This window comes from Flavobacterium oncorhynchi (assembly GCF_002217355.1).
Taxonomy (GTDB): domain Bacteria; phylum Bacteroidota; class Bacteroidia; order Flavobacteriales; family Flavobacteriaceae; genus Flavobacterium; species Flavobacterium oncorhynchi.
This window is the reverse complement of sequence record NZ_MUHA01000027.1, coordinates 135,244-155,976: the sequence shown is the minus strand read 5'-3', so window position 1 is coordinate 155,976 and position 20,733 is coordinate 135,244. Positions and strand designations below refer to the sequence as shown.

The 20,733-nt window shown below is 32.7% G+C and carries 20 protein-coding genes; 11 read left to right on the top strand and 9 right to left on the bottom strand.

Annotated elements, in window-relative coordinates; all coding sequences use genetic code 11:
* The first annotated feature begins 118 nt into the window (after nt 1-118).
* The 6 genes from lon to B0A75_RS17645 all read left to right on the top strand — a co-directional run bounded on the left by lon (nt 119) and on the right by B0A75_RS17645 (nt 7,228).
* Nucleotides 119-2,572 (top strand): endopeptidase La, encoded by a 2,454-nt coding sequence (lon, locus tag B0A75_RS17670; protein WP_089055584.1) that lies wholly within the window; start codon nt 119-121, stop codon nt 2,570-2,572.
* 155 nt (nt 2,573-2,727) lie between these two features.
* A complete protein-coding gene (gene porQ / locus B0A75_RS17665) occupies nt 2,728-3,747 on the top strand; it encodes a type IX secretion system protein PorQ (protein WP_089055583.1) in 1,020 nt (339 codons plus the stop codon).
* Between the two features lie 5 nt (nt 3,748-3,752).
* Nucleotides 3,753-4,352, top strand: a complete 600-nt coding sequence (locus B0A75_RS17660) for a murein L,D-transpeptidase catalytic domain-containing protein (RefSeq protein WP_089055582.1) — start codon at nt 3,753-3,755, stop codon at nt 4,350-4,352.
* A 97-nt stretch (nt 4,353-4,449) separates the two neighbouring features.
* Entirely contained in the window at nt 4,450-5,055 is a 606-nt protein-coding gene (locus B0A75_RS17655) for a murein L,D-transpeptidase catalytic domain-containing protein (RefSeq protein WP_089055581.1), read from the top strand.
* Between the two features lie 34 nt (nt 5,056-5,089).
* Nucleotides 5,090-5,782, top strand: coding sequence for a (d)CMP kinase (cmk, locus tag B0A75_RS17650; protein WP_089055580.1), 693 nt, complete (start codon nt 5,090-5,092; stop codon nt 5,780-5,782).
* Nucleotides 5,783-5,851: 69 nt separating this feature from the next.
* Complete coding sequence (locus tag B0A75_RS17645) at nt 5,852-7,228, top strand: nucleoside permease (RefSeq protein ID WP_089055579.1); 1,377 nt, start codon at nt 5,852-5,854, stop codon at nt 7,226-7,228.
* Nucleotides 7,229-7,300: 72 nt separating this feature from the next.
* Here the strand turns inward: B0A75_RS17645 and B0A75_RS17640 are convergent, their stop codons facing one another.
* A complete protein-coding gene (locus tag B0A75_RS17640; RefSeq protein ID WP_089055578.1) occupies nt 7,301-7,816 on the bottom strand; it encodes a hypothetical protein in 516 nt (171 codons plus the stop codon).
* A 482-nt stretch (nt 7,817-8,298) separates the two neighbouring features.
* On the opposite strand from B0A75_RS17640, the gene rpsA reads away from it, so the two are divergent.
* On the top strand, nt 8,299-10,077 hold the full coding sequence (rpsA, locus tag B0A75_RS17635) for a 30S ribosomal protein S1 (protein ID WP_068840655.1): 1,779 nt from the start codon (nt 8,299-8,301) through the stop codon (nt 10,075-10,077).
* A 276-nt stretch (nt 10,078-10,353) separates the two neighbouring features.
* On the opposite strand, the gene B0A75_RS17630 is transcribed toward rpsA, so the two are convergent.
* Nucleotides 10,354-10,872, bottom strand: coding sequence for an ExbD/TolR family protein (locus B0A75_RS17630; protein ID WP_089055577.1), 519 nt, complete (start codon nt 10,870-10,872; stop codon nt 10,354-10,356).
* Between the two features lie 211 nt (nt 10,873-11,083).
* Between B0A75_RS17630 and B0A75_RS17625 the strand changes: the two genes are divergently transcribed.
* Entirely contained in the window at nt 11,084-11,638 is a 555-nt protein-coding gene (locus B0A75_RS17625) for a fasciclin domain-containing protein (protein ID WP_089055576.1), read from the top strand.
* 64 nt (nt 11,639-11,702) lie between these two features.
* Here the strand turns inward: B0A75_RS17625 and B0A75_RS17620 are convergent, their stop codons facing one another.
* From B0A75_RS17620 to B0A75_RS17590, 7 genes are all read right to left on the bottom strand, one after another.
* Nucleotides 11,703-12,548, bottom strand: coding sequence for an EamA family transporter (locus tag B0A75_RS17620; protein WP_089055575.1), 846 nt, complete (start codon nt 12,546-12,548; stop codon nt 11,703-11,705).
* A 122-nt stretch (nt 12,549-12,670) separates the two neighbouring features.
* A complete protein-coding gene (locus B0A75_RS17615; protein WP_089055574.1) occupies nt 12,671-12,811 on the bottom strand; it encodes an SsrA-binding protein in 141 nt (46 codons plus the stop codon).
* 85 nt (nt 12,812-12,896) lie between these two features.
* Nucleotides 12,897-14,654 (bottom strand): M56 family metallopeptidase, encoded by a 1,758-nt coding sequence (locus B0A75_RS17610; protein ID WP_089055573.1) that lies wholly within the window; start codon nt 14,652-14,654, stop codon nt 12,897-12,899.
* Nucleotides 14,655-14,659: 5 nt separating this feature from the next.
* A complete protein-coding gene (locus B0A75_RS17605) occupies nt 14,660-15,028 on the bottom strand; it encodes a BlaI/MecI/CopY family transcriptional regulator (RefSeq protein WP_089055572.1) in 369 nt (122 codons plus the stop codon).
* Nucleotides 15,029-15,035: 7 nt separating this feature from the next.
* Nucleotides 15,036-16,637: a M56 family metallopeptidase gene (locus B0A75_RS17600; RefSeq protein WP_089055608.1), complete on the bottom strand. Its 1,602-nt coding sequence runs from the start codon at nt 16,635-16,637 to the stop codon at nt 15,036-15,038.
* Between the two features lie 5 nt (nt 16,638-16,642).
* The gene (locus tag B0A75_RS17595) at nt 16,643-17,011 is read right to left on the bottom strand and encodes a BlaI/MecI/CopY family transcriptional regulator (RefSeq protein WP_089055571.1); all 369 of its coding nucleotides are present in this window, start codon (nt 17,009-17,011) and stop codon (nt 16,643-16,645) included.
* A 170-nt stretch (nt 17,012-17,181) separates the two neighbouring features.
* Complete coding sequence (locus B0A75_RS17590) at nt 17,182-18,396, bottom strand: MDR family MFS transporter (protein ID WP_089055570.1); 1,215 nt, start codon at nt 18,394-18,396, stop codon at nt 17,182-17,184.
* A 98-nt stretch (nt 18,397-18,494) separates the two neighbouring features.
* Between B0A75_RS17590 and B0A75_RS17585 the strand changes: the two genes are divergently transcribed.
* From B0A75_RS17585 to B0A75_RS17575, 3 genes are all read left to right on the top strand, one after another.
* Nucleotides 18,495-19,094: a DUF1684 domain-containing protein gene (locus B0A75_RS17585; RefSeq protein ID WP_089055569.1), complete on the top strand. Its 600-nt coding sequence runs from the start codon at nt 18,495-18,497 to the stop codon at nt 19,092-19,094.
* Nucleotides 19,094-19,744, top strand: a complete 651-nt coding sequence (locus tag B0A75_RS17580) for a TatD family hydrolase (protein WP_089055568.1) — start codon at nt 19,094-19,096, stop codon at nt 19,742-19,744. The genes B0A75_RS17585 and B0A75_RS17580 overlap by 1 nt, the downstream gene beginning before the upstream one ends.
* Before the next feature lie 141 nt (nt 19,745-19,885).
* Nucleotides 19,886-20,599 (top strand): tRNA threonylcarbamoyladenosine dehydratase, encoded by a 714-nt coding sequence (locus tag B0A75_RS17575; RefSeq protein ID WP_089055567.1) that lies wholly within the window; start codon nt 19,886-19,888, stop codon nt 20,597-20,599.
* Nucleotides 20,600-20,733: the final 134 nt, after the last annotated feature.

The following is a 20,733-nucleotide window of genomic DNA, read 5'->3' as shown; positions in this document are numbered from 1 at the left end:
GATTGTCTAATTTTATGGCCTATCTTGTAACTGCAGTACTTAATAGAAATTATAATCTTTTATGCTCCATTTGCAATTTGGATTAAACTTTTAATGACAAAACGACTTATATATTATTATGTCAAATCATAAAATACTTACTATTGACAATCTGTCACTTCAAGAATTTGATTCAGAAGCAGAATTAATTCCATTATTAACTCCAGAGGACGAGGAGGAAATGAACAATGAAGAACTTCCTGTTTCGCTTCCAATTTTACCATTACGTAATACTGTTTTATTTCCAGGAGTTGTAATTCCAATTTCTGCAGGAAGAGACAAATCAATTAAACTGATAAATGATGCCAATGCAGGTGGAAAAATTATTGGAGTAGTTTCTCAAATTAACGAAGAAGACGAAGATCCATCAAAAGATGATATTCATAAAATAGGAACTGTAGCACGAATTTTACGTGTTTTAAAGATGCCCGATGGAAATGTGACGGTTATTTTACAAGGGAAAAAACGTTTTGAAATTGACGAAGTTGTTTCAGAAGAACCTTATATAACCGCTACAATCAAAGAAGTTTCAGAAGAGCGTCCAGACGAAAACGATACAGAGTTTACCGCTATTTTAGATTCTATAAAAGAATTGGCAATTCAAATTATAAAAGAAAGTCCAAACATTCCATCAGAAGCTACATTTGCGATAAAAAATATTGAAAGCCAGTCGTTTTTGATCAATTTTGTTTCTTCTAATATGAATTTATCCGTAAAAGAAAAACAAGGTTTGTTATCTATAAACGGATTAAAAGATAGAGCTCTTGAGACTTTGCGTTACATGAACGTAGAACTGCAAAAGCTGGAATTAAAAAATGATATTCAGTCAAAAGTTCGTTTTGATTTAGATCAGCAGCAGCGCGAATATTTCTTGCACCAACAAATGAAAACCATTCAGGAAGAATTGGGAGGTGTTTCGCAGGAAGAAGAAATGGACGAAATGGGGCAGAAAGCGAAAACCAAAAAATGGGACGAAAAAACGCAGAAGCATTTCGAGAAAGAATTATCTAAAATGCGCCGTATGAATCCGCAATCACCAGATTTTGGAATTCAACGCAATTATTTAGAGTTGTTTTTAGAGTTGCCTTGGGGTGAATATTCTAAAGACAAATTTGATTTAAAACACGCTCAGAAAATATTAGACAAAGATCATTTTGGTCTTGATGAAGTTAAGAAAAGGATGATTGAACATTTGGCAGTTTTAAAATTGCGAAATGACATGAAATCGCCAATTATATGTTTAACAGGACCTCCAGGAGTTGGAAAAACTTCTATCGGACGTTCAGTTGCCGAAGCTCTAGGTCGTGAATATGTTCGTATTTCGTTAGGTGGTTTACGTGACGAAGCAGAGATTCGCGGACATAGAAAAACGTATATCGGTGCAATGCCGGGACGAATTATTCAGAGTTTGAAAAAAGCAGGAACATCAAATCCAGTTTTCATTTTAGACGAAATCGATAAGTTGTCAAACGGTAACAGCGGCGATCCATCATCTGCATTATTAGAAGTTTTAGATCCAGAGCAAAACAGTGCTTTTTATGATAATTTCCTAGAAATGGGGTATGATTTATCTAAGGTTATGTTTATTGCCACTTCAAACAATATGGCGGCAATTCAGCCTGCATTGCGTGATAGAATGGAAGTTATAAAAATGTCTGGTTATACAATTGAAGAAAAAGTAGAAATTGCTAAAAGGCATCTTTTTCCAAAGCAATTAGAAGCACACGGATTAACGTCTAAAGATTTAACTATTGGAAAAAAACAATTAGAAAAAATTGTTGAAGGTTATACAAGAGAATCAGGTGTTCGTAATCTTGAGACTAAAATTGCTCAAGTAATTCGTAATGCTGCAAAAGCGGTAGCGATGGAAGAAGAGTATAACAAAAAAGTTACAGACGAAGATATTGTAAAAGTTTTGGGCGTACCAAGATTAGAGCGTGATAAATACGAGAATAATGATGTTGCAGGAGTTGTAACAGGTTTAGCTTGGACAAGTGTTGGCGGAGATATTTTATTTATAGAATCCTTAATTTCTGAAGGGAAAGGGGCTTTAACCATTACAGGAAACCTTGGAAATGTAATGAAAGAATCGGCTACAATTGCCCTTGAATACATTAAAGCCAATGCTAAAAAGTTAGGTTTAGGAATTGAGCTATTTCAAAAATACAATATTCACTTGCACGTGCCGGAAGGAGCAACTCCAAAAGATGGCCCAAGCGCAGGTATTGCAATGCTGACTTCATTAGTTTCGTTATTGACACAAAAGAAAGTGAAGAAAAATCTTGCTATGACTGGAGAAATTACGCTTCGCGGCAAAGTATTGCCAGTTGGCGGAATTAAAGAAAAAATCTTAGCAGCAAAAAGAGCCGGTATTAAAGAAATTATTTTGTGTCACGAGAATAAAAGTGATATTGATGAAATTAAAGCGGAATACTTAGAAGGACTTACTTTTCATTATGTAAAAGAAATGAGCGAAGTATTGGCTTTAGCACTTACAGATCAAAATGTGAAAAATGCTAAAGTATTGAAATAAAAACTTCTATTTGAAGCACAAACTATTTAAAATCCAAATTCCAATTTTTAATTAAGATTGGGATTTGGATTTTTTTTTACTGTAATTTATTTTTTTAGGTTTATAATTTTACCTTCGCAACTGCGTTATTCCCATATAGGAACGCCAAGAAAAGAATGTTAAAACATTGTGTTTTATTTTTTATAATATTCATTTGTTCGGTTTCATTCGGACAAGTTGGCGGGCGTTACACCTATCAATTTTTAAATTTGACAGCATCGCCAAGACAGGCAGCTTTAGGAGGTAAAACGATCACTATTTATGATGAAGATGTTAATCAGGCAATGTCTAATCCTGCAGTTTTAAATGACGAAATGGATAATCACCTAGCTTTAAATTATGGAAATTACTACGGACAAGCTTCTTATGGAAGTGCTTCGTATGCCTATACCTATGATCGACACGTGCAAACATTTTATGCCGGAGTTAATTATATAAACTACGGATCATTTGAAGGTTATGATGAAAATGGGCAGTCAACATCAGATTTTAGAGGAAGTGAAGGTGCATTATCGCTGGGATATGCCTACAATGTTCCCTATACGGATTTTCATGTTGGAGCTAATGTTAAGTTAATAACTTCAAATTTAGAGAGTTATAATTCTATTGGAGGTGCTATTGATTTAGGATTTTTGTATATATTTGAAAAAAATAACGTAAATTTGGCTTTAGTAATCCGCAATATTGGTACACAATTTACAACCTACTCAGGAATACAGGAAAATTTGCCCTTTGAAATTACTGCAGGAGCATCGCAAGAATTAGAACATATTCCTATTCGCTGGCATCTTACATTAGAGAATTTGCAACAATGGAATATTTCATTTTCGAATCCCGTTCGAAGTGAAACTAATATCGATGGATCGACAAGCAGCGAGAAAGTTTCGTTTGTTAACAACGCTTTAAGGCATGTTGTTTTTGGTGTGGAGTTATTTCCTAAAAAAGCAATAAATCTGCGTTTAGGATATAATTTTAGAAGAGGGGAAGAATTACGAGTAGAAGAAAAGCGTAATTTTTCAGGAGTTTCATTAGGATTTGGTCTGAAAATGAATAAATTAAAGTTTAATTATTCATATTCGAGATACACATTGGCGGCGAATACAAGTCTTTTTGGTCTAATTTTAAATTTTCAATAATTTGTATGAAAATATTTAGTTTATTTTTGTTTATGACTGTGGGGTTATTTACGGGCACAAACCATTACTTCAAAGAAGAATCTATTACCAGTTTAGAAATTGAAAGAATCAACAGCAGAATAGGCGACATAAGAAACATGATTACTATCGATAAAAAATACAATACAAAAATTGCTTTTTTGATTGATATGAAAGTACCTTCTGGAAAAAATCGCTTTTTTGTGTACGATTTAGAAAACAACAAGGTTTTAGATCAAGGGCTTGTTGCACATGGTTCTGGTTCAGAAACTGGAATAAAAGGGTTGCTTAGATTTAGCAATACACCAAACTCCAATTGTACTGCGTTAGGCAGATATGTTATTGAAAAATGCTATAAAGGGATTTTTGGAAAAGCATATCGACTAAACGGATTAGAAGAATCTAACAATAATGCTTTAAAAAGAGCAATTGTTTTACATTACTATTCTGCGGTTCCTTATGACGAACAAGATTATTACATAAGTAATAGTCACGGTTGTCCAATGGTGAATGAGCAGTTCTTTAAACGAATTGAAAAAATAATTGATAGTTCTAAGTCGAATATTATCTTAGATATTTATTATTAAAATAATAGTTGTCAGTACTTTAAAAAGTATAGTCCTTTTATAATTGTAAACAATAGTGTTTCCGATTTTAAAAGGATTTTTTTTGCCTTAGTTATTTATGAAAAAGATATTATTTGCCGCAGCTTTTATTCTTTTAGCATTTGCAGTTTATAAATTTGTTTACAGAAATGAAAACTCGAAAGAGAAAGAAAAAAAAGAAGAAAGATTTAGTTCTCAAGTAAATGAAGTAAAAAAGTTGATTAAGAAAGATTCGAAATACAATCAGGATATTGTGTTTTTAATTGACATGAAAATACCGTCTGGAAAAAATCGATTCTTTGTTTATGATTTAAAAACAAATAAAATTATAGATCAAGGTTTGGTTGCTCATGGTTCAGGTTCTGAAACAAAAACTAAAGGGAAACTTAAATTTAGCAATGTGCCAAATTCGTTAAGTACTTCATTAGGCAGATATTCGATCGGGAATTCTTATGTTGGTAAGTTCGGAAAGGCATATAGACTGCGTGGTTTGGACACAACTAATAGTAATGCTTTTAAGCGAGATATTGTTTTTCATTACTATTATGATGTTCCGTATAAAGAGAAAGATGGTTACATTTGTAACAGTTTTGGCTGTCCAATGGTCAACAAAAAGTATTTTGAAAGAATGGCTAAAATCATAGATAACTCAGAATCTGATATTTTGATGAGTATTTATTACTAGAGGCTTTTAGGATTAAAAATTAAAACATAAAAAATTGAGAAAAATTACAATTGCTATCGACGGATTTTCATCAACAGGAAAAAGTACATTAGCAAAACAATTGGCAAAAGAACTTGAATATGTATATGTCGATACAGGAGCAATGTATCGCGCAGTGGCGTTTTTTGCCATGCAGAGTAAATTTATTGGAGTTGATTTTTTTGATAAAAGTGCTCTGATAAATGCTTTGTCAAAGATTCAGTTGGAATTTAAATTTAATACTGAATTGGGTTTTGCCGAAATGTATTTGAATAGTGAAAATGTCGAAAAACAAATTAGAACTATTGAGGTTTCTAATTTTGTGAGTAAAGTGGCAGAAGTTTCTGAAGTACGTGCTAAATTAGTAGAGCAGCAGCAGGAAATGGGAAAAAACAAAGCAATAGTAATGGATGGAAGAGATATAGGAACCGTTGTTTTTCCAAATGCAGAACTTAAAATATTTATGACTGCCAGTGCCGAAACTCGCGCACAAAGACGTTTTGATGAATTACAGCAAAAAGGAGATGATGTTTCGTATGAAGACGTTTTAAAGAATGTAGTGGAAAGAGATTATATTGATACACATCGCGAAGATTCGCCTTTAGTGATAGCTGATGATGCAATAGAAATAGATAATTCTTACTTAAATAAAAAAGAGCAGTTTGAAGCCGTTTTAGAATTGGTAAATGATGCTTTAAAAACCATTTAATTTTTTGTAGATATTATTTTTAATGGTAGTTTTACCGCTTCATTTTTATTAAAAAGACAATTTCAATATATGGGAATTAAAAATAGGTTAATTGTAATGAGCTTTCTTCAGTTTTTTGTTTGGGGAGCGTGGCTTATTACAATTGGAAATTATTGGTTTGGAACCAAAAATTGGGAAGGAACACAATTTGGTTTAGTATTTGGAACCATGGGAATTGCTTCTTTATTCATGCCGACCTTAACTGGAATTATTGCTGACAGATGGGTAAATGCCGAAAAATTGTATGGTGTTTTGCATATTGCTTATGCAGCAGTTTTATTTGGAATTGCTCATGTGACTACTCCAGATAATTTTATTTATGTGATGTTTGCTGCAATGTGCTGTTATATGCCGACAATTGCATTAAGTAATTCAATTTCTTATACTTCCCTGAAGTTGAATAATAAAAATATTGTAAAAGATTTTCCACCAATTCGTGTTTGGGGAACAATTGGTTTTATTGCTGCAATGTGGATTACTAATTTAAGCGGAAGTAAAGCAACGGAATATCAGTTTTATATTGCTGGAATTGGGGCTTTAATTTTAGGAATTTATGCTTTTACATTGCCAAAATGTGAACCGCAGCGTTTAACTAAAGAAGATGCTTCGTTAACAGAAACTTTGGGCTTAGAAGCTTTTAAATTATTTGGAAATTACAAAATGGCTTTATTTTTTGTTTTTTCTATGTTTTTAGGAGGAGCATTACAGCTTACAAATGCATATGGAGATGTGTTTTTAGACGAATTTAAACATTTTCCAAAGTATGCTGATTCTTTTGTGATCCAGTATTCGACTATTATTATGTCTATCTCTCAAGTTTCTGAAACGTTGTTTATCTTGGCGATTCCGTTTTTCTTGAGACGTTTCGGAATCAAACAAGTTATGCTAATTAGTATGCTGGCTTGGGTTTTACGTTTTGGATTATTTGCTTTTGGAGATCCTGTTGGTGGTTTGTGGATGATTATTTTGTCTTGTATCGTTTACGGAATGGCATTTGACTTCTTTAATATTTCAGGTTCATTATTCGTAGAAAGTAATACTGATTCTAAAATTCGTTCCTCTGCGCAAGGTTTGTTTATGATGATGACAAATGGAGTAGGAGCTGTTTTAGGAAGTTTAACTTCTGGTTGGGCTATTGATCGTTTCTTTACAAAATCATTTACCAATACAGCTGAATTAGCTGGGTTTTTACAAACAGATGTAGCGAATTCTAAGATGTTAGAATTTGTAAAAGATCAAGGAAATTCAATTTCTACTGATGGTATTTTTGCTAATCCAATTTTGATGAAAGACTGGCATACAATCTGGCTTTCGTTTGCGGCTTATGCTTTGGTTATTGCGATTGCGTTTGCTGTTTTATTTAAACATAAACATGACCCGAAAGAGATAGAGAATTTGAGTCATTAAGAATAAATGTTTGTATCATAAACAACAAATCCGACAGATTTTAAAATCTGTCGGATTTGTTGTTTTAAGAGTTTATTCTAATGAGATAATCAAATCATCGACTTGCTTTTTTTGTTGAGCATATTTTTGCTGCAGTTCCGAGCCTTCTCCCATTCGGTTATAATATTCTAAACCTTTTTGTGCGAAAAACTTTTTGTGAAAATTGGATATTTCAGGAACTTGTGGAAATAGATTGTGAAAATTCATTTCGTAATAAGCTTGCCATTCCCGTTCATTTTTATCAAGAACATAGGGTTTTACTGTTTTTTGATTTACGTGAACCAATTCGTGAGCAATAAGGATAAGCATTAATTCTAATGGGAATTCAAAAGTGTTTTCTGGAATTCTGATAATTTGTGGTTTTCCAAATTCGCCTTCAGTAGTCATTAAAATAAAATCAGGTTTTGCTTTTTCTCTAAATTCAAACCCTTTTAAATTCTTATTTTTGAGATTGTACTTTTTTAAAAGCCAGTAAACAGCAGTGATAACTTGTCCATTTTTATGGAACGTTTCTATTTTTTGTTTTACTTCGTCGAGTGTTATGGTCATAAAGTAAAAATAAGTAAAATTATCGTTAGAAGTTTGATTTTAAACCTTTGTCAAAGTTTCAAACTTTGACAAAGGTAGTTACGGATAGTAAACCTGTTGGTTTATTAGAAATCAGTAAAAAGACTCTTAAAAACTACTAAATATTCTAATCTAGCCCCGATAGAAGTGAAAATCCTTTTGTGCCGGGGTTCGGCATAAAAGATTACTTCACTTAACTTTTATTTTAATCGGAGTTCAGTGAACTTCGTTTGTAACGGATAGCGGGACTTTACACCTTGAAAAACCCAAAATCGTCTGCTTCAGAGCAATTGACTGATAATCATTTGAATTTATTTTGTAAGTACAGAAATTTGTAGTAATTTTGCAAACCTTTTGGCAGAGAAGAGTTTCCATTAGGTATCAACCATTTATGTAAAACAACTTCTGTTTTTTCTATCGCTTTGAGAAACTCAAGAAAAACAGAATACAAATTTTTTATCAGCATGTCTGAACAATTAAAATCACAAGAAGAGTTTTTAGCAAATTTTAACTGGCATAACTTCCAAGAAGGAATTGATGCAGTAGATGAGAAAAACTTACAAGAGTTTGAAGAACTAGTATCAAAAACTTTCATCGCTACAGATCAAGAAGAAGTAGTTGAAGGAGTTGTTGTTAGAATTACAGATAGAGACGTTATCGTTGATATCAATGCTAAATCTGAAGGTGTTATTTCTTTAAATGAATTCCGTTACAACCCAAACTTAAAAGTAGGTGACAAAGTTGAAGTATTAATCGACATCCGTGAGGATAAAACAGGTCAGTTAGTATTATCTCACAGAAAAGCACGTACTATCAAATCTTGGGATAGAGTTATTGCAGCTAATGAAACTGGAGAAATCGTTAACGGTTTTGTTAAATGTAGAACTAAAGGAGGTATGATCGTTGACGTATTCGGTATCGAGGCGTTCTTACCAGGATCTCAAATTGACGTTAAGCCAATTAGAGACTACGATGTATATGTAAACAAAATGATGGAATTCAAAGTGGTAAAAATCAACCACGAATTCAAAAACGTTGTTGTATCTCACAAAGCACTTATCGAGGCTGATATTGAAGTACAGAAAAAAGAGATCATCGGTCAATTACAAAAAGGACAAGTATTAGAAGGTGTTGTTAAAAACATTACTTCTTATGGTGTGTTCATTGACTTAGGTGGTGTTGACGGATTAATTCACATTACTGACCTTTCTTGGAGCAGAATCAACCACCCAAGTGAAGTTCTTGAATTAGACCAAAAATTAAACGTTGTAATCCTTGATTTCGATGATGAGAAAACAAGAATTCAATTAGGATTGAAACAATTAAACGCTCACCCATGGGATGCTTTAGATGCTAATTTAACTATTGGTGATAAAGTAAAAGGTAAAGTAGTAGTAATCGCTGATTACGGTGCATTTATCGAAGTTGCTGAAGGTGTTGAAGGTTTAATCCACGTTTCTGAAATGTCATGGTCAACTCACTTACGTTCTGCTCAGGACTTCGTGAAAGTTGGAGATGTTGTTGAAGCAGTTATCTTAACTCTTGACAGAGATGATCGTAAGATGTCATTAGGTATCAAACAATTAACTCAAGATCCATGGACTGACATTACTTCTAAATACCCAGTAGGTTCTAAACATACAGGTATCGTTAGAAACTTTACAAACTTTGGTATTTTCGTAGAATTAGAAGAAGGAATTGATGGATTAATCTACATTTCTGACCTTTCTTGGACTAAGAAAATCAAACACCCATCTGAATTTGTAAATGTTGGTGAGAAACTTGATGTAGTTGTATTAGAATTAGATGTTGAAGGACGTAAATTATCTTTAGGTCACAAACAAACTACTGCTAATCCTTGGGATCAATACGAAGATTCTTTCGCTGTAGGAACTATCCACAATGGTGAGATTTCTGAAATCGTTGACAAAGGAGCTACTGTAGAATTCGGAGATGATATCGTTGCTTTCATTCCTACTCGTCACCTTGAAAAAGAAGACGGAAAGAAATTGAAAAAAGGTGATACCGCTGATTTCAAAGTAATCGAATTCAACAAAGAATTCAAAAGAGTAGTTGCTTCTCACACTGCTATCTTCAGAGAAGAAGAAGAGAAAAACGTGAAAGCTGCAACTGAAAATACTTCATCTAACTCTACTACTAATGCACCAGCTGCAACTTTAGGAGATAATAATGATGTATTAGCTGCATTAAAAGCTAAAATGGAAAAAACTGAGAAAAAATAATTCTTAGTTTCCTCTAAATAGAAAGTCCCACAGTAATGTGGGACTTTTTTTTTATTTTATTGTTTCAAGTTTTTTTTTTTTTTTGTTTCAAGTTTCAAGTTGTCGCGCTGAGCGAAGTCGAAGCGCATCCCAATTAGATTTTGGAATTTAAAGAATTAGTATTTTAAGGTTAAGGAGCTGTTTCCTGCTCTCCGCTATATCTTTTCCTGGCTAAAGGAGCCAGAAAAAGGATGCCGCTTCGATCAGGGCTAGGGCCAGTCGTTTTCGCAAGAAGCTTTATTTTGAAGCTAGTAATTTTGATTCTTCTGGTGTGAATTCATTTATTATTGTATATGTTTCTATATTCGCAAGTCTTATTTCTTCTAAAATATCGACTAAATTGCCATACGTACTTTTTTCAGATGGTTTTATAAATACAATAGCGCCTCGGTTCGGTTTACCGATTGCAGCTGAATATTGTAGTATTCTTTTATTAGTAAGTCTTAAATTCTGGCGAAATTCATTTTTACTATAATTGCCTTTTTTTATTGGAGTATATAAACCATCGTAAGTTATTATTTTATTGTTATCTCCTAATAAAATGGTGTAAAAACGTTCACCTCTGTAACACGCAATCGGTCCACCTCCACAACCTTGATACCTATCTGGTAAGTTAAAATCAAGGACTTTTGGCTTAGACAATTCTCCAACAACCATAAAAAATATAATTAGCAAAAACGAAACGCTGACCATTGCGGTTAAATCAACTCTTGTGTTTAACTTTTTACTTCTGACTTTTTTAGGTAGATTTTCCATAATGAATTGGTTTTGAATTTAAAGTTAATAATAAAATAGAGACAAAAATCATCGTCTCTTTAAAAATAATTAAAAAAGTTTTGGATAGCTAAAAGCTTGTTTTATAATCGATTTTGAAAATATTTAAGTATTATTTGAGATTATTTCAGATTTCTTTAAAACCAAAAGAAAAAGTTCTCCGTAAATGAAGATATAACTTAAAACATTAATTATGAAAACTAGAAAATTTTTAGCTGCAGCAATTTTAACTTTAGCGTTAGGATTTACATCTTTTGCTCAAAAAACAGTAATGGTAGGCGGCGCTGCAATGTATCCGAACAAAAATATTATTGAAAATGCCGTTAACTCAAAAGATCATACAACATTGGTTGCTGCTGTAAAGGCTGCTGATTTAGTAGAAACACTTCAAGGAAAAGGACCATTTACTGTTTTTGCCCCAACGAATGCAGCTTTTGATAAACTGCCAAAAGGAACTGTTGAAACATTGCTAAAACCAGAGAATAAAAAAATGCTTCAAAATATTTTGACTTATCACGTTGTTGCAGGAAAATGGAATGCATCAGACATTGCAAAAGCAATAAAAGAAGGAAAAGGAAAAGCGACTATAAAAGCGGTAAATGGCGGAACATTAACGGCTTGGATGAAAGGAAAAGATTTATATATAAGTGATGAAAGCGGAAATAAATCTAAAGTTACAATTGCCGACGTCAATCAATCAAATGGTGTAATTCATGTTGTTGACACAGTATTATTGCCAAAGAAATAATTTACAATCTCCAAAACAATACCTACGTTTATGAAAGCCTTGTATTTGCAAGGCTTTTGTTTTTTTATCGTTTTGCTGTTAATGTAGCGCCGACAGAGGCAGATACAACACAAACTACTGCTAGGATCTCGTAAAAGTTTAGTTTTTCTTGAAGAAATAGAAACGCACAAATTGCAGCGGCGGCCGGTTCTAAACTCATTAAAATGCTAAATGTGCGGGGAGGAAGCTGTCCTAGTGCTTTCATCTCTAAAGTAAACGGAATTGCACTTGACAAAAGGGCAAGGGCAACGCCATAACCAAAAAGTTTAGGAGTAAGGTTAAGTAATCCGTTTTCATAAAAACCAAAAGGTAAAATTAGCAGCGAGGCAAACAGCATACCAGTTGCAACGGCTTGACCACCATGCATTATTTTTGAAACTTTCCCGCCCAGAATAATGTAAGTCGCCCATAACGCTGCAGCCAAAAGTGCAAACAAAACTCCTACTGTATCTATGGCGTCATTTGACCACGGTGCTATTAAAACAATTCCGGCTGCGGCCAATAATACCCAGCAATAGTCAATTAAGCGTTTTGAGCCAATTATAGCAAGTAACAGCGGACCAATAAATTCTAAAGTAACGGCTAATCCAATTGGGATTCGTTCAATAGCCAAATAAAAAGTTAAGTTCATAGCTCCTAAACACAAACCATAAGGTACTACAATTTTCCATTGGTTAGGTTTGATCTGCTTTAAATTGGGTCTGTATGCTAAAAGTAAAATCAATGCCGAAACACCAATTCGGATAGAGGCTGTTCCAGCTGCTCCAATAGCAGGAAAAAGAGTTTTTGCAATTGCGGCACCGCATTGGACGCTTAGAATTGCTAAAAGTACTGCAGGAACTGGAGGGATATTTAATTCTTTATTTTTCATGGAGAAATTCATGTAAAGTGAACGCAAATTTTATCTCATTGCGGTTCATTTACGTTATGCTGCTGTTTTGAATTCGATTTTTTAATATCAATATTCAAAGACGTTTTTTATTCTAAACTCAATTATTCTAAAGCTCGTTTAGTAATAAAAGCTCTGTAACCAATAATAGCCATTTGCCATTTTTTTGCTTTAGAAATATCTAAACCTTGTTTGGTAAAACTTGGTAAGAGTATTTTATTTAATTTGGCTAAAAATTTGTACATCGCAGGTTAATTTTGCGCAAAGATACAAAAAAAAGACTTTGCGGTCAGGCAAAGTCTTTTTTGTAACATATTCTTAAATTTAAGATTAAGAACGTTTATTCTCTTTTTCAAATTTCTGAATGTTTTTTTCATATACTTTCATCTTCTGTTCGTATACTTTCATTTCTTTTTCAAATTGTTCCATCTTTTTTTCAAAATCGCCTCCAAATTGCTGGTCAATTTGAGCGTTATATTTGTCCATTTCTGCGTTAAATTTATCCATCGCAATTTCGAACTTTTCCATTTCTTTATCATAGCCGCCTTCACGTTTAGCCATAATTTCATCTACTTGTTTTTCGTAAGCTGATAATTGCGGTTGAAAAGCTTCCATTTTTCTTTCAAATTCCGCCATCTTTTTTTCGAAATTTTTCACTGCAGCTTTATCCTCAAAATTTCTTGGAGGTATTGGTGCTTTTGGCATTTTAGACATATTTGGCGGAGCAGGAAGCTCTAGGTTTTTAGGTAGCTCAGGCAGTGCAGGAGGAGCAGGCGGCGGAGGTAGTGCCGAAGTTATTGGTGCTGCAGGAGGAACTGGCGGTTCAGGCATATCTTTACCGTTAAAATGCTTAATTTCTACAACAGGATTTCCTGTTGTCATTGGTTCGTCAATTTCTTCACCAGTAAGAATGCCGGCTTTTTTAGTGCCATTGCTGTTTGTTGTAATTACAATACCGCTTTCATTAATAGGATTATTGCCTTCAATCTCTAAAGTTTGTGCTTTTCCAGTTCCTTTGTCGATATCAATTTTAATCGCTGTTAATTCATTATTAGAATTTCTAATAACATTAGAAACAACAACATTTACATCATGCTCCTTTTTAAGTTTAGCCGTCATTTCTTTTAGTTCCTGATCAGTTGTTGTTTTCTTGATTTTGAATACAATAATAGGATCTGTTTTTGAAGTAATTTCTTGAGCTTCTTTTCGTTCTTTTTCTTGCGCTATAGTTTTAATTTGGAATAAAAGCACAAAAGCGACAAGAGCGGGAAGTATGGCGTAATACTTCCAATAATTCCATTTTTTTGATTGATTTTTGTTTAACATGACAATTCGTTTTTTGATTAATGATTGATAAAAATGATTGGTGATTGCGACACAGCTTTCATGTGTCGTGATTTTTAAAAGCGTGTATTGATACGCTTTTTTGTCTGAAATTTTTTTGGCAGCTTCACTGTCGGCAATAAACTCGAGATTTTGCAGAATTGCTTTTTTGTACAGCCAGATAATTGGATTGAACCAAAACAGCACACAAAATACTCTAGAAATCAAAACATCTATTGTATGATTTTGATCGCTGTGCACTTTTTCATGCTCAATAATATTCTCTAATTCAGCTTCTGTATACATTGATGAGTTGTATACGATATAATCAAAATAGGAAAAAGGAGCAATGTTTTCATTTACATCTATAAATTTAAAATCAGCTTGTTGTTGTATTTTTTTGCCTTTTAAAACGGAATTTAAACTATAAAAATCCATTCCGAATTTTATAATTAAAGCCAGAAATCCAAGAGCATAAACGGCAATTGCAACATAATTCCAGTTAATTTCAAAAGATTCTTTTTCGATAGTCTGCGGATAATAGCCTCGAGTATAATTAAAGTTTTCAATTATTGGCACGGGGTCGACCCAAACGATTTTGGTGTACACCAAAAAAGGCAAAATAATAGAGGTGAATAATCCAGCTAGTAAAAACCATCTGTTACTATTGAAAAAAGTTTCTTTACGAAGTAAAAAGAAATAAGCACAATAAAACAGTACTAATAAACCGCTTGATTTTGTAATAAAAATAAAAAGTGCTTCCATATCGATTATTTTTCTTCTTTTGGAGTTTCGATCATAGCTAAGATTTCGCGTAATTCATCTGCAGAGATTTTCTCTTCTTTGGCAAAAAAGGAAACCATATTTTTGTATGAACTATTAAAATAGTTGTCGATCGCAGTATTCATGTACTTTTTGCTGTAAGCTTCTAAACTAATTGCAGGATAATATTGATGAGTGTTTCCAAATGCATTGTGTGCCACAAAGCCTTTTTCTTCAAGATTGCGAACAATAGTCGAAAGTGTGTTATAATGCGGTTGATCTTCAGTGATCTCTGCCTGAATTTCTTTTACAAAAGCTTTTTTAAGCTTCCATAAAATATGCATGATTTCCTCTTCTTTGTTGGTTAACTTTTGCATTTTTAGGTTATTTATATGTTTCAACCTCAATTACACCATTCGATCCGCTCTCTCCATATTTAGCTTTTGCTTGAGTTCCTTTAGATATAACAATTGTTTTAATCTCATTTGGTTTAACATCTTCAAGATTAAAATCACTTGACATTACAGTTCCATTTACAACTACTAATTGATTGCCTTTTTTCATATTACTTCTAGTAGAATTCGAAATCGTTATTGAAGAAGAATTTCCATCTGTAGTGATTACTTTTGTAGTAATATTATTGTCAGAATCTGTCGTTACAGTAGTGCTAATATTTGTATTAATATTAGTGTCAGTTTTTGCACTAACATCAGAATTATTGCTATCATTAGTATTTGATTTAGTTATTGTTTTTGTGCTGCTTACAAATTTTGCTTTTTTGCCAGTTTTAGAATCGTTAGTTTCATCAGAAGTTTGAATACCAACTTTTTTACTGCCCTCTTTATCTGTCGTAACAACTATTCCGAAACTCTTAATAGGTTGATCGCCTTTTGTTTGAATAGATTGTACCTGCTGAGTTCCGTTTTTAATATCAATTTTAATTGATGTTAAGTCATTCTCTGCATTTCTTCTTATTTCAGATGTTTCGAAATCAATATTGTATTTTTTCTTTAAGTTTTCTTTGATTTCGTTTAATTCTTTATCAGTAGAATTTTTCTTGATTTTGTAGATATCCTCTGATTCTTTTTTCTCAGAAACTCCTTTTAATACCAGTTGTTTTTCTTTTGCAATTACTTCAATTTGAAATAAGAACACAAAAGCGGCAAGAGCTGGAATTACAGTATAGTATTTCCAAGAATTTCGTTTTTTTGATTGATTTTTGTTTAACATAACGATTCGTTTTTTGATTAATGATTGATAAAAATGATTGGTGATTGCAACGCAGGTTTCATGCGTTGTTATTTTTAAAAGCGTGTATTGATATGCTTTTTTATCTGATATTTTTTTTGCGGCTTCCTTGTCAGCAATAAATTCTAAGTTTTGAACAATTGCTTTTTTATAAAGCCAAACAATTGGGTTAAACCAAAAGAGAATACAAAAAACACGTGCGATTAAAACATCGATGGTATGATTTTGTTCGCTGTGCACTTTTTCATGTTCAATAATATTTTCCAACTCTTGTGTGTTATACATTGATGAATTGTATACGATATAATCAAAGTAGGAGAAAGGCGCAATGTTTTCGGCAACATCGATAAATTTAAAATCAGCCTGTTGTTTTACTTTTCGGCCTTTTAAAATCCTATTTAAACTATAAAAATCAAAAGCAAATTTTACAATCAATGCCAAAAAAACGACAGCATAAACCGCTATTAAAATATAGTTCCAATTGAGTTCAAAAGTTTCTTGGGTAATTTGCGACGACTGAAGCTGAGAATAGTCAATATTAAATGATGGAGCAGGATCAACCCAAATAACTTTAGTGTAAACTACTAAAGGTAAAACTACAGCTGTTATTAAACCAGTCAATAAAAACCACCTGTTGCTGTTAAAAAATGTCTCCTTGCGAAGTAAAGCTTGATAAGCACCGTAAAATAGTGCGATTAAACCTGTAGATTTTGCAATATAAATGAAAAGTGCTTCCATAACCATTATTTTTCTTCTTTTGGAGTTTCGATCATAGCTAATATCTCGCGTAATTCAGCTGCAGAGATTTTCTCTTCTTTGGCAAAAAACGAAACCATATTTTTATAAGAACTATTAAAATAGTTGTCAATTGCCGTTTTCATGTATTTCTTGCTGTAGGCTTCAAGAGTTACAGCAGGATAATATTGATGTGTGTTTCCAAATGCATTATGCGCTACAAAACCTTTTTCCTCCAGATTTCGAACTATTGTCGAAAGGGTATTGTAATGCGGTTGGTCTTCAGTTATTTCTGCCTGAATTTCTTTTACAAAAGCTTTTTTCAACTTCCATAAAATTTGCATTATCTCTTCTTCTTTGTTGGTTAACTTTTGCATGTCTTTTAATTTTAATTCAAAGCTATAACTATTTTTTTAGTTACGCAACTATAAAAATAGTTATTTAACTAAAAAAGACGTTATTCAAGAATAAAAGGCATAGAAAAATTATTCAAGTTCAAAGTTAATGAATTGAATTTTAATGATTTAGTTTTAAATAAAGGATTTGTTTATTTTTTTTCCTGCTGTAAAGTTTTTTTTATCCAAAGGCAGCAAAGAGTTGCAATTATTCCAATACAAGCCATAAATAACCAATTTATTTGATAGCCAAAATCAGAGATAATTTCAAATCCAATTTTAGAACTCACAATATGCGCGAGACTAAAACTCATGGTGTAAAGCGCCATATAGCGTCCTTCTTGACCTCGAGGAGCACGGCTTAAGGCAAACGCATTTGAGAACGGAAAGGTTAAGATTTCGCCAATCGAAATACAGATCATACTGATTACTAACATTCCAGCCCAAAAATTAATTAATAAAAGAAAGAAGCTCGAAGCCATTACAAAGGATCCTAGAATTATTATTTTGATTTTAGGAAATCCTCGTCTTTCCATAAAACCAACCGTCGGCATTTCTAAAGCAAAAATCAAAAGACCATTTAAAGTCATTAAAAGACCAGTTTGAAGTTCGCTTAGGCCAAATTTTTCATTATGATATAAAGGAAGCGTTGTAAAAAGCTGAAAGAAAATCATAGCCGTTATGAAACTTACAAATAAGAAAACCCAGAATATTCCATCATGAAATACAGATTTGACGTCAGCGGCACTTTCAGTTTTGTCACCATGATCGACTTTTTTCTTTTCCTTAACTAATAATGCAAAAATTAGAATCGAAATAATACAAGAAGCACCATCAACCCAAAACAGTCCAGAATAGCCTATTCCCATAATTATTAAACCGCCAAGTGCAGGTCCAGCAGCAAAACCTAAATTTACAGCAAGACGAACCAGTGTTAATGCACGAGTTCTATTTTCGGGCTTTGCATAAGCTCCCAATGAAACAAACATTGCAGGTCGAAACATATCAGCAATAGTCATTAAAACAAACATCGCAATACATAAGCCCCAAAAAGTGGTAACAAATTGTACTAGAAACATTGAAATTCCTGTGGTAAACAAACTAAAAATCATGATTTTATAAAATCCAATTTTATCAGATAATTTCCCTCCCAGCCAAGAACCAAGCATAGAGCCTAAACCAAACGCAACCATAATCCAGCCAACTTGATTATAGGTAAAATGAAGATCCTCTTTTAAATACTTAGACAAAAAAGGAAGTACCATTGTTCCGGCTCGATTGATAAAAGTGATAATTGTAAGTATCCAGATTTCTCTAGAAAATCCTTTAAAGTTGTTTATATAGTGACTAAAAGCAGTTTTGAGCATTGCGATGATTAAAATTTGCAACAAAGTTAGAAAACTTTGTCACGTTCTGCCGTTGTCATTTTGTTACTTTTAAACTATTTTTGCACTAAATTTCTACGATGAAAAACTACATTATCCTAAGCTTGCTTTTAACTTTTAGTTTTGGTTTCGGCCAAAAGAAATTCAAGAGTGTTGAGGCCGAAAAATTTCAGAAGCAAATTAACTCAGAATATGCTGATGCTAAGACAAGTCCGTTGATGGAAGAGGATTTGAAAACGTTTAAAACATTGGATTTTTATCCCATTAATGAAAAGTATTTTGTTAATGCAAGATTTGAAAAAGCAGAGAATGAAAAGGTTTTTGAAATGAAAACTACTGGGACCAGAACGCCAAAATATGTAAAATACGGAACGATTTATTTTACAATTGATGGCGTTGAAATGCAGTTGAATGTCTATAGAAATATTGAACTGTCGAAACAAGAAAAATATAAAGATCATTTGTTTCTTCCTTTCTCAGATTTAACATGCGGGAAAGAAAGTTATATAGGCGGAAGATATATTGATCTAAAAATTCCAAAGGGAAATACAATTGCAATCGATTTTAATCAAGCTTACAATCCGTATTGTGCTTACAATCATAAGTATTCCTGCCCAATTGTTCCGTTAGAAAATGATTTAAAAATAGAAATTAAAGCTGGTGTAAAAACATTTCATTAATGGACTTTTTTAATTTTCATACACATCAATTTACGAATCAGTCTAATATTTTAGAATTGGTAAATCAATACCCGCAGGAGTTTGATGCATCAATTCCTTATTATTCAATTGGAATTCATCCTTGGTATATTAAAGAAGATCGTTTAGAAAATGATTTGAGAATTATTGAAGAGAAACTGCAGACCAAAAATTGTTTAGCACTTGGAGAATGTGGTTTGGATAAACGTGTTGAAATTCCGCTAGAAATTCAAATTCAGGTTTTTGAAAAACAATTGATTTTAGCCCAGAAATACCAAAAACCAGTTGTTATTCATTGTGTTGCTGCATTTCAGGAAATTATTGCAATCAAAAAGAAAATGAAAATTTCAGTTCCAATGATTGTTCACGGTTTTTCTAAAAATAGTCAAATTGCCGAACAGCTTATTACAGCAGGATTTTATATTTCATTCGGGAAATATTTATTGCAGAACCCGAGTTTGAAAGATGTGTTTCTAAATATCCCTGACGATCGATTCTTTTTAGAAACAGATACAATTGAAGAAGGTATTCAGCAGGTTTACGATTTGGCAGTAATATATAAAAATAGCACACTTAAAGAATTACAAGAAAATATTAAAAGAAATTTTGAAAGAGTTTTTGGTGAGAAGTAAGTAGTAAAAAGTAAAATAAGTTTGTCACCCTGAGCGAAGTCGAAGGGGCACTCAAATTGGACTTCGACTTCGCTCAGTCTGACAGGCAGTGAACCTGAAACTTGAAACAAATAAAAAAACAAAAACAACAAAAAATATAATATGGCAGAGTGGACGGAAAGAGCTGAGCTTTTATTTACCAAAGAAGGATTAGAAAATCTAAAAAAAGCAAATGTTTTAGTAGTGGGTTTAGGCGGAGTAGGATCATTTGCAGCTGAATTTTTGGCTAGAGCAGGAGTAGGAAATATGACAATTATAGATGGCGATGTTGTAGATATTACTAATATTAACCGACAATTGCCTGCTTTGCACTCAACAGTTGGTCAGCCTAAAATTACTATTGTAGGTGATCGTTTGATGGATATTAATCCCGAATTGAAATTAACTCGTGTTCAGGAATTTTTGTCGCCAGAGCGTGCTTTTGAAATCGTTTCTTCTGAGTTTGATTATGTTTTGGATTGTATTGACAGTATTACGCCAAAATTAAACTTGATTATTGCAGCAAAACGTAAAAGAGTAAAAATCATCAGCAGTATGGGAGCAGGAGGAAAGATGCTGGCTTCTAAAGTAAAAGTGGCTGATATTTCTAAAACTATTAACTGTTATTTTTCAAAAGCAATTCGTAAGCGATTAAAAGCCGTAAAAATCAATAAATTAAAAGTAGTTTTTTCATCTGAAATTCAAGATGAAAACAGCTTAAAATTGACTGACGGGAAAAATTTTAAAAAATCTTTTTACGGAACTAACAGCTACATGCCTGGTTTGTTTGGACTTCATGCCGCTGAAACTGTAATTCGTTATTTACTTAAAAAATAAGGTGCTAAGATGCTGAGATTCTAAGGAGCTAAGTTTTAAAAGCAGTATTTTTAGAATTGGATCAATTAAAAAATTGTAGAGACGCACAACAGTGCGTCTCTACTGAACCTCTGAACCTCAGAACCTCAGAACCT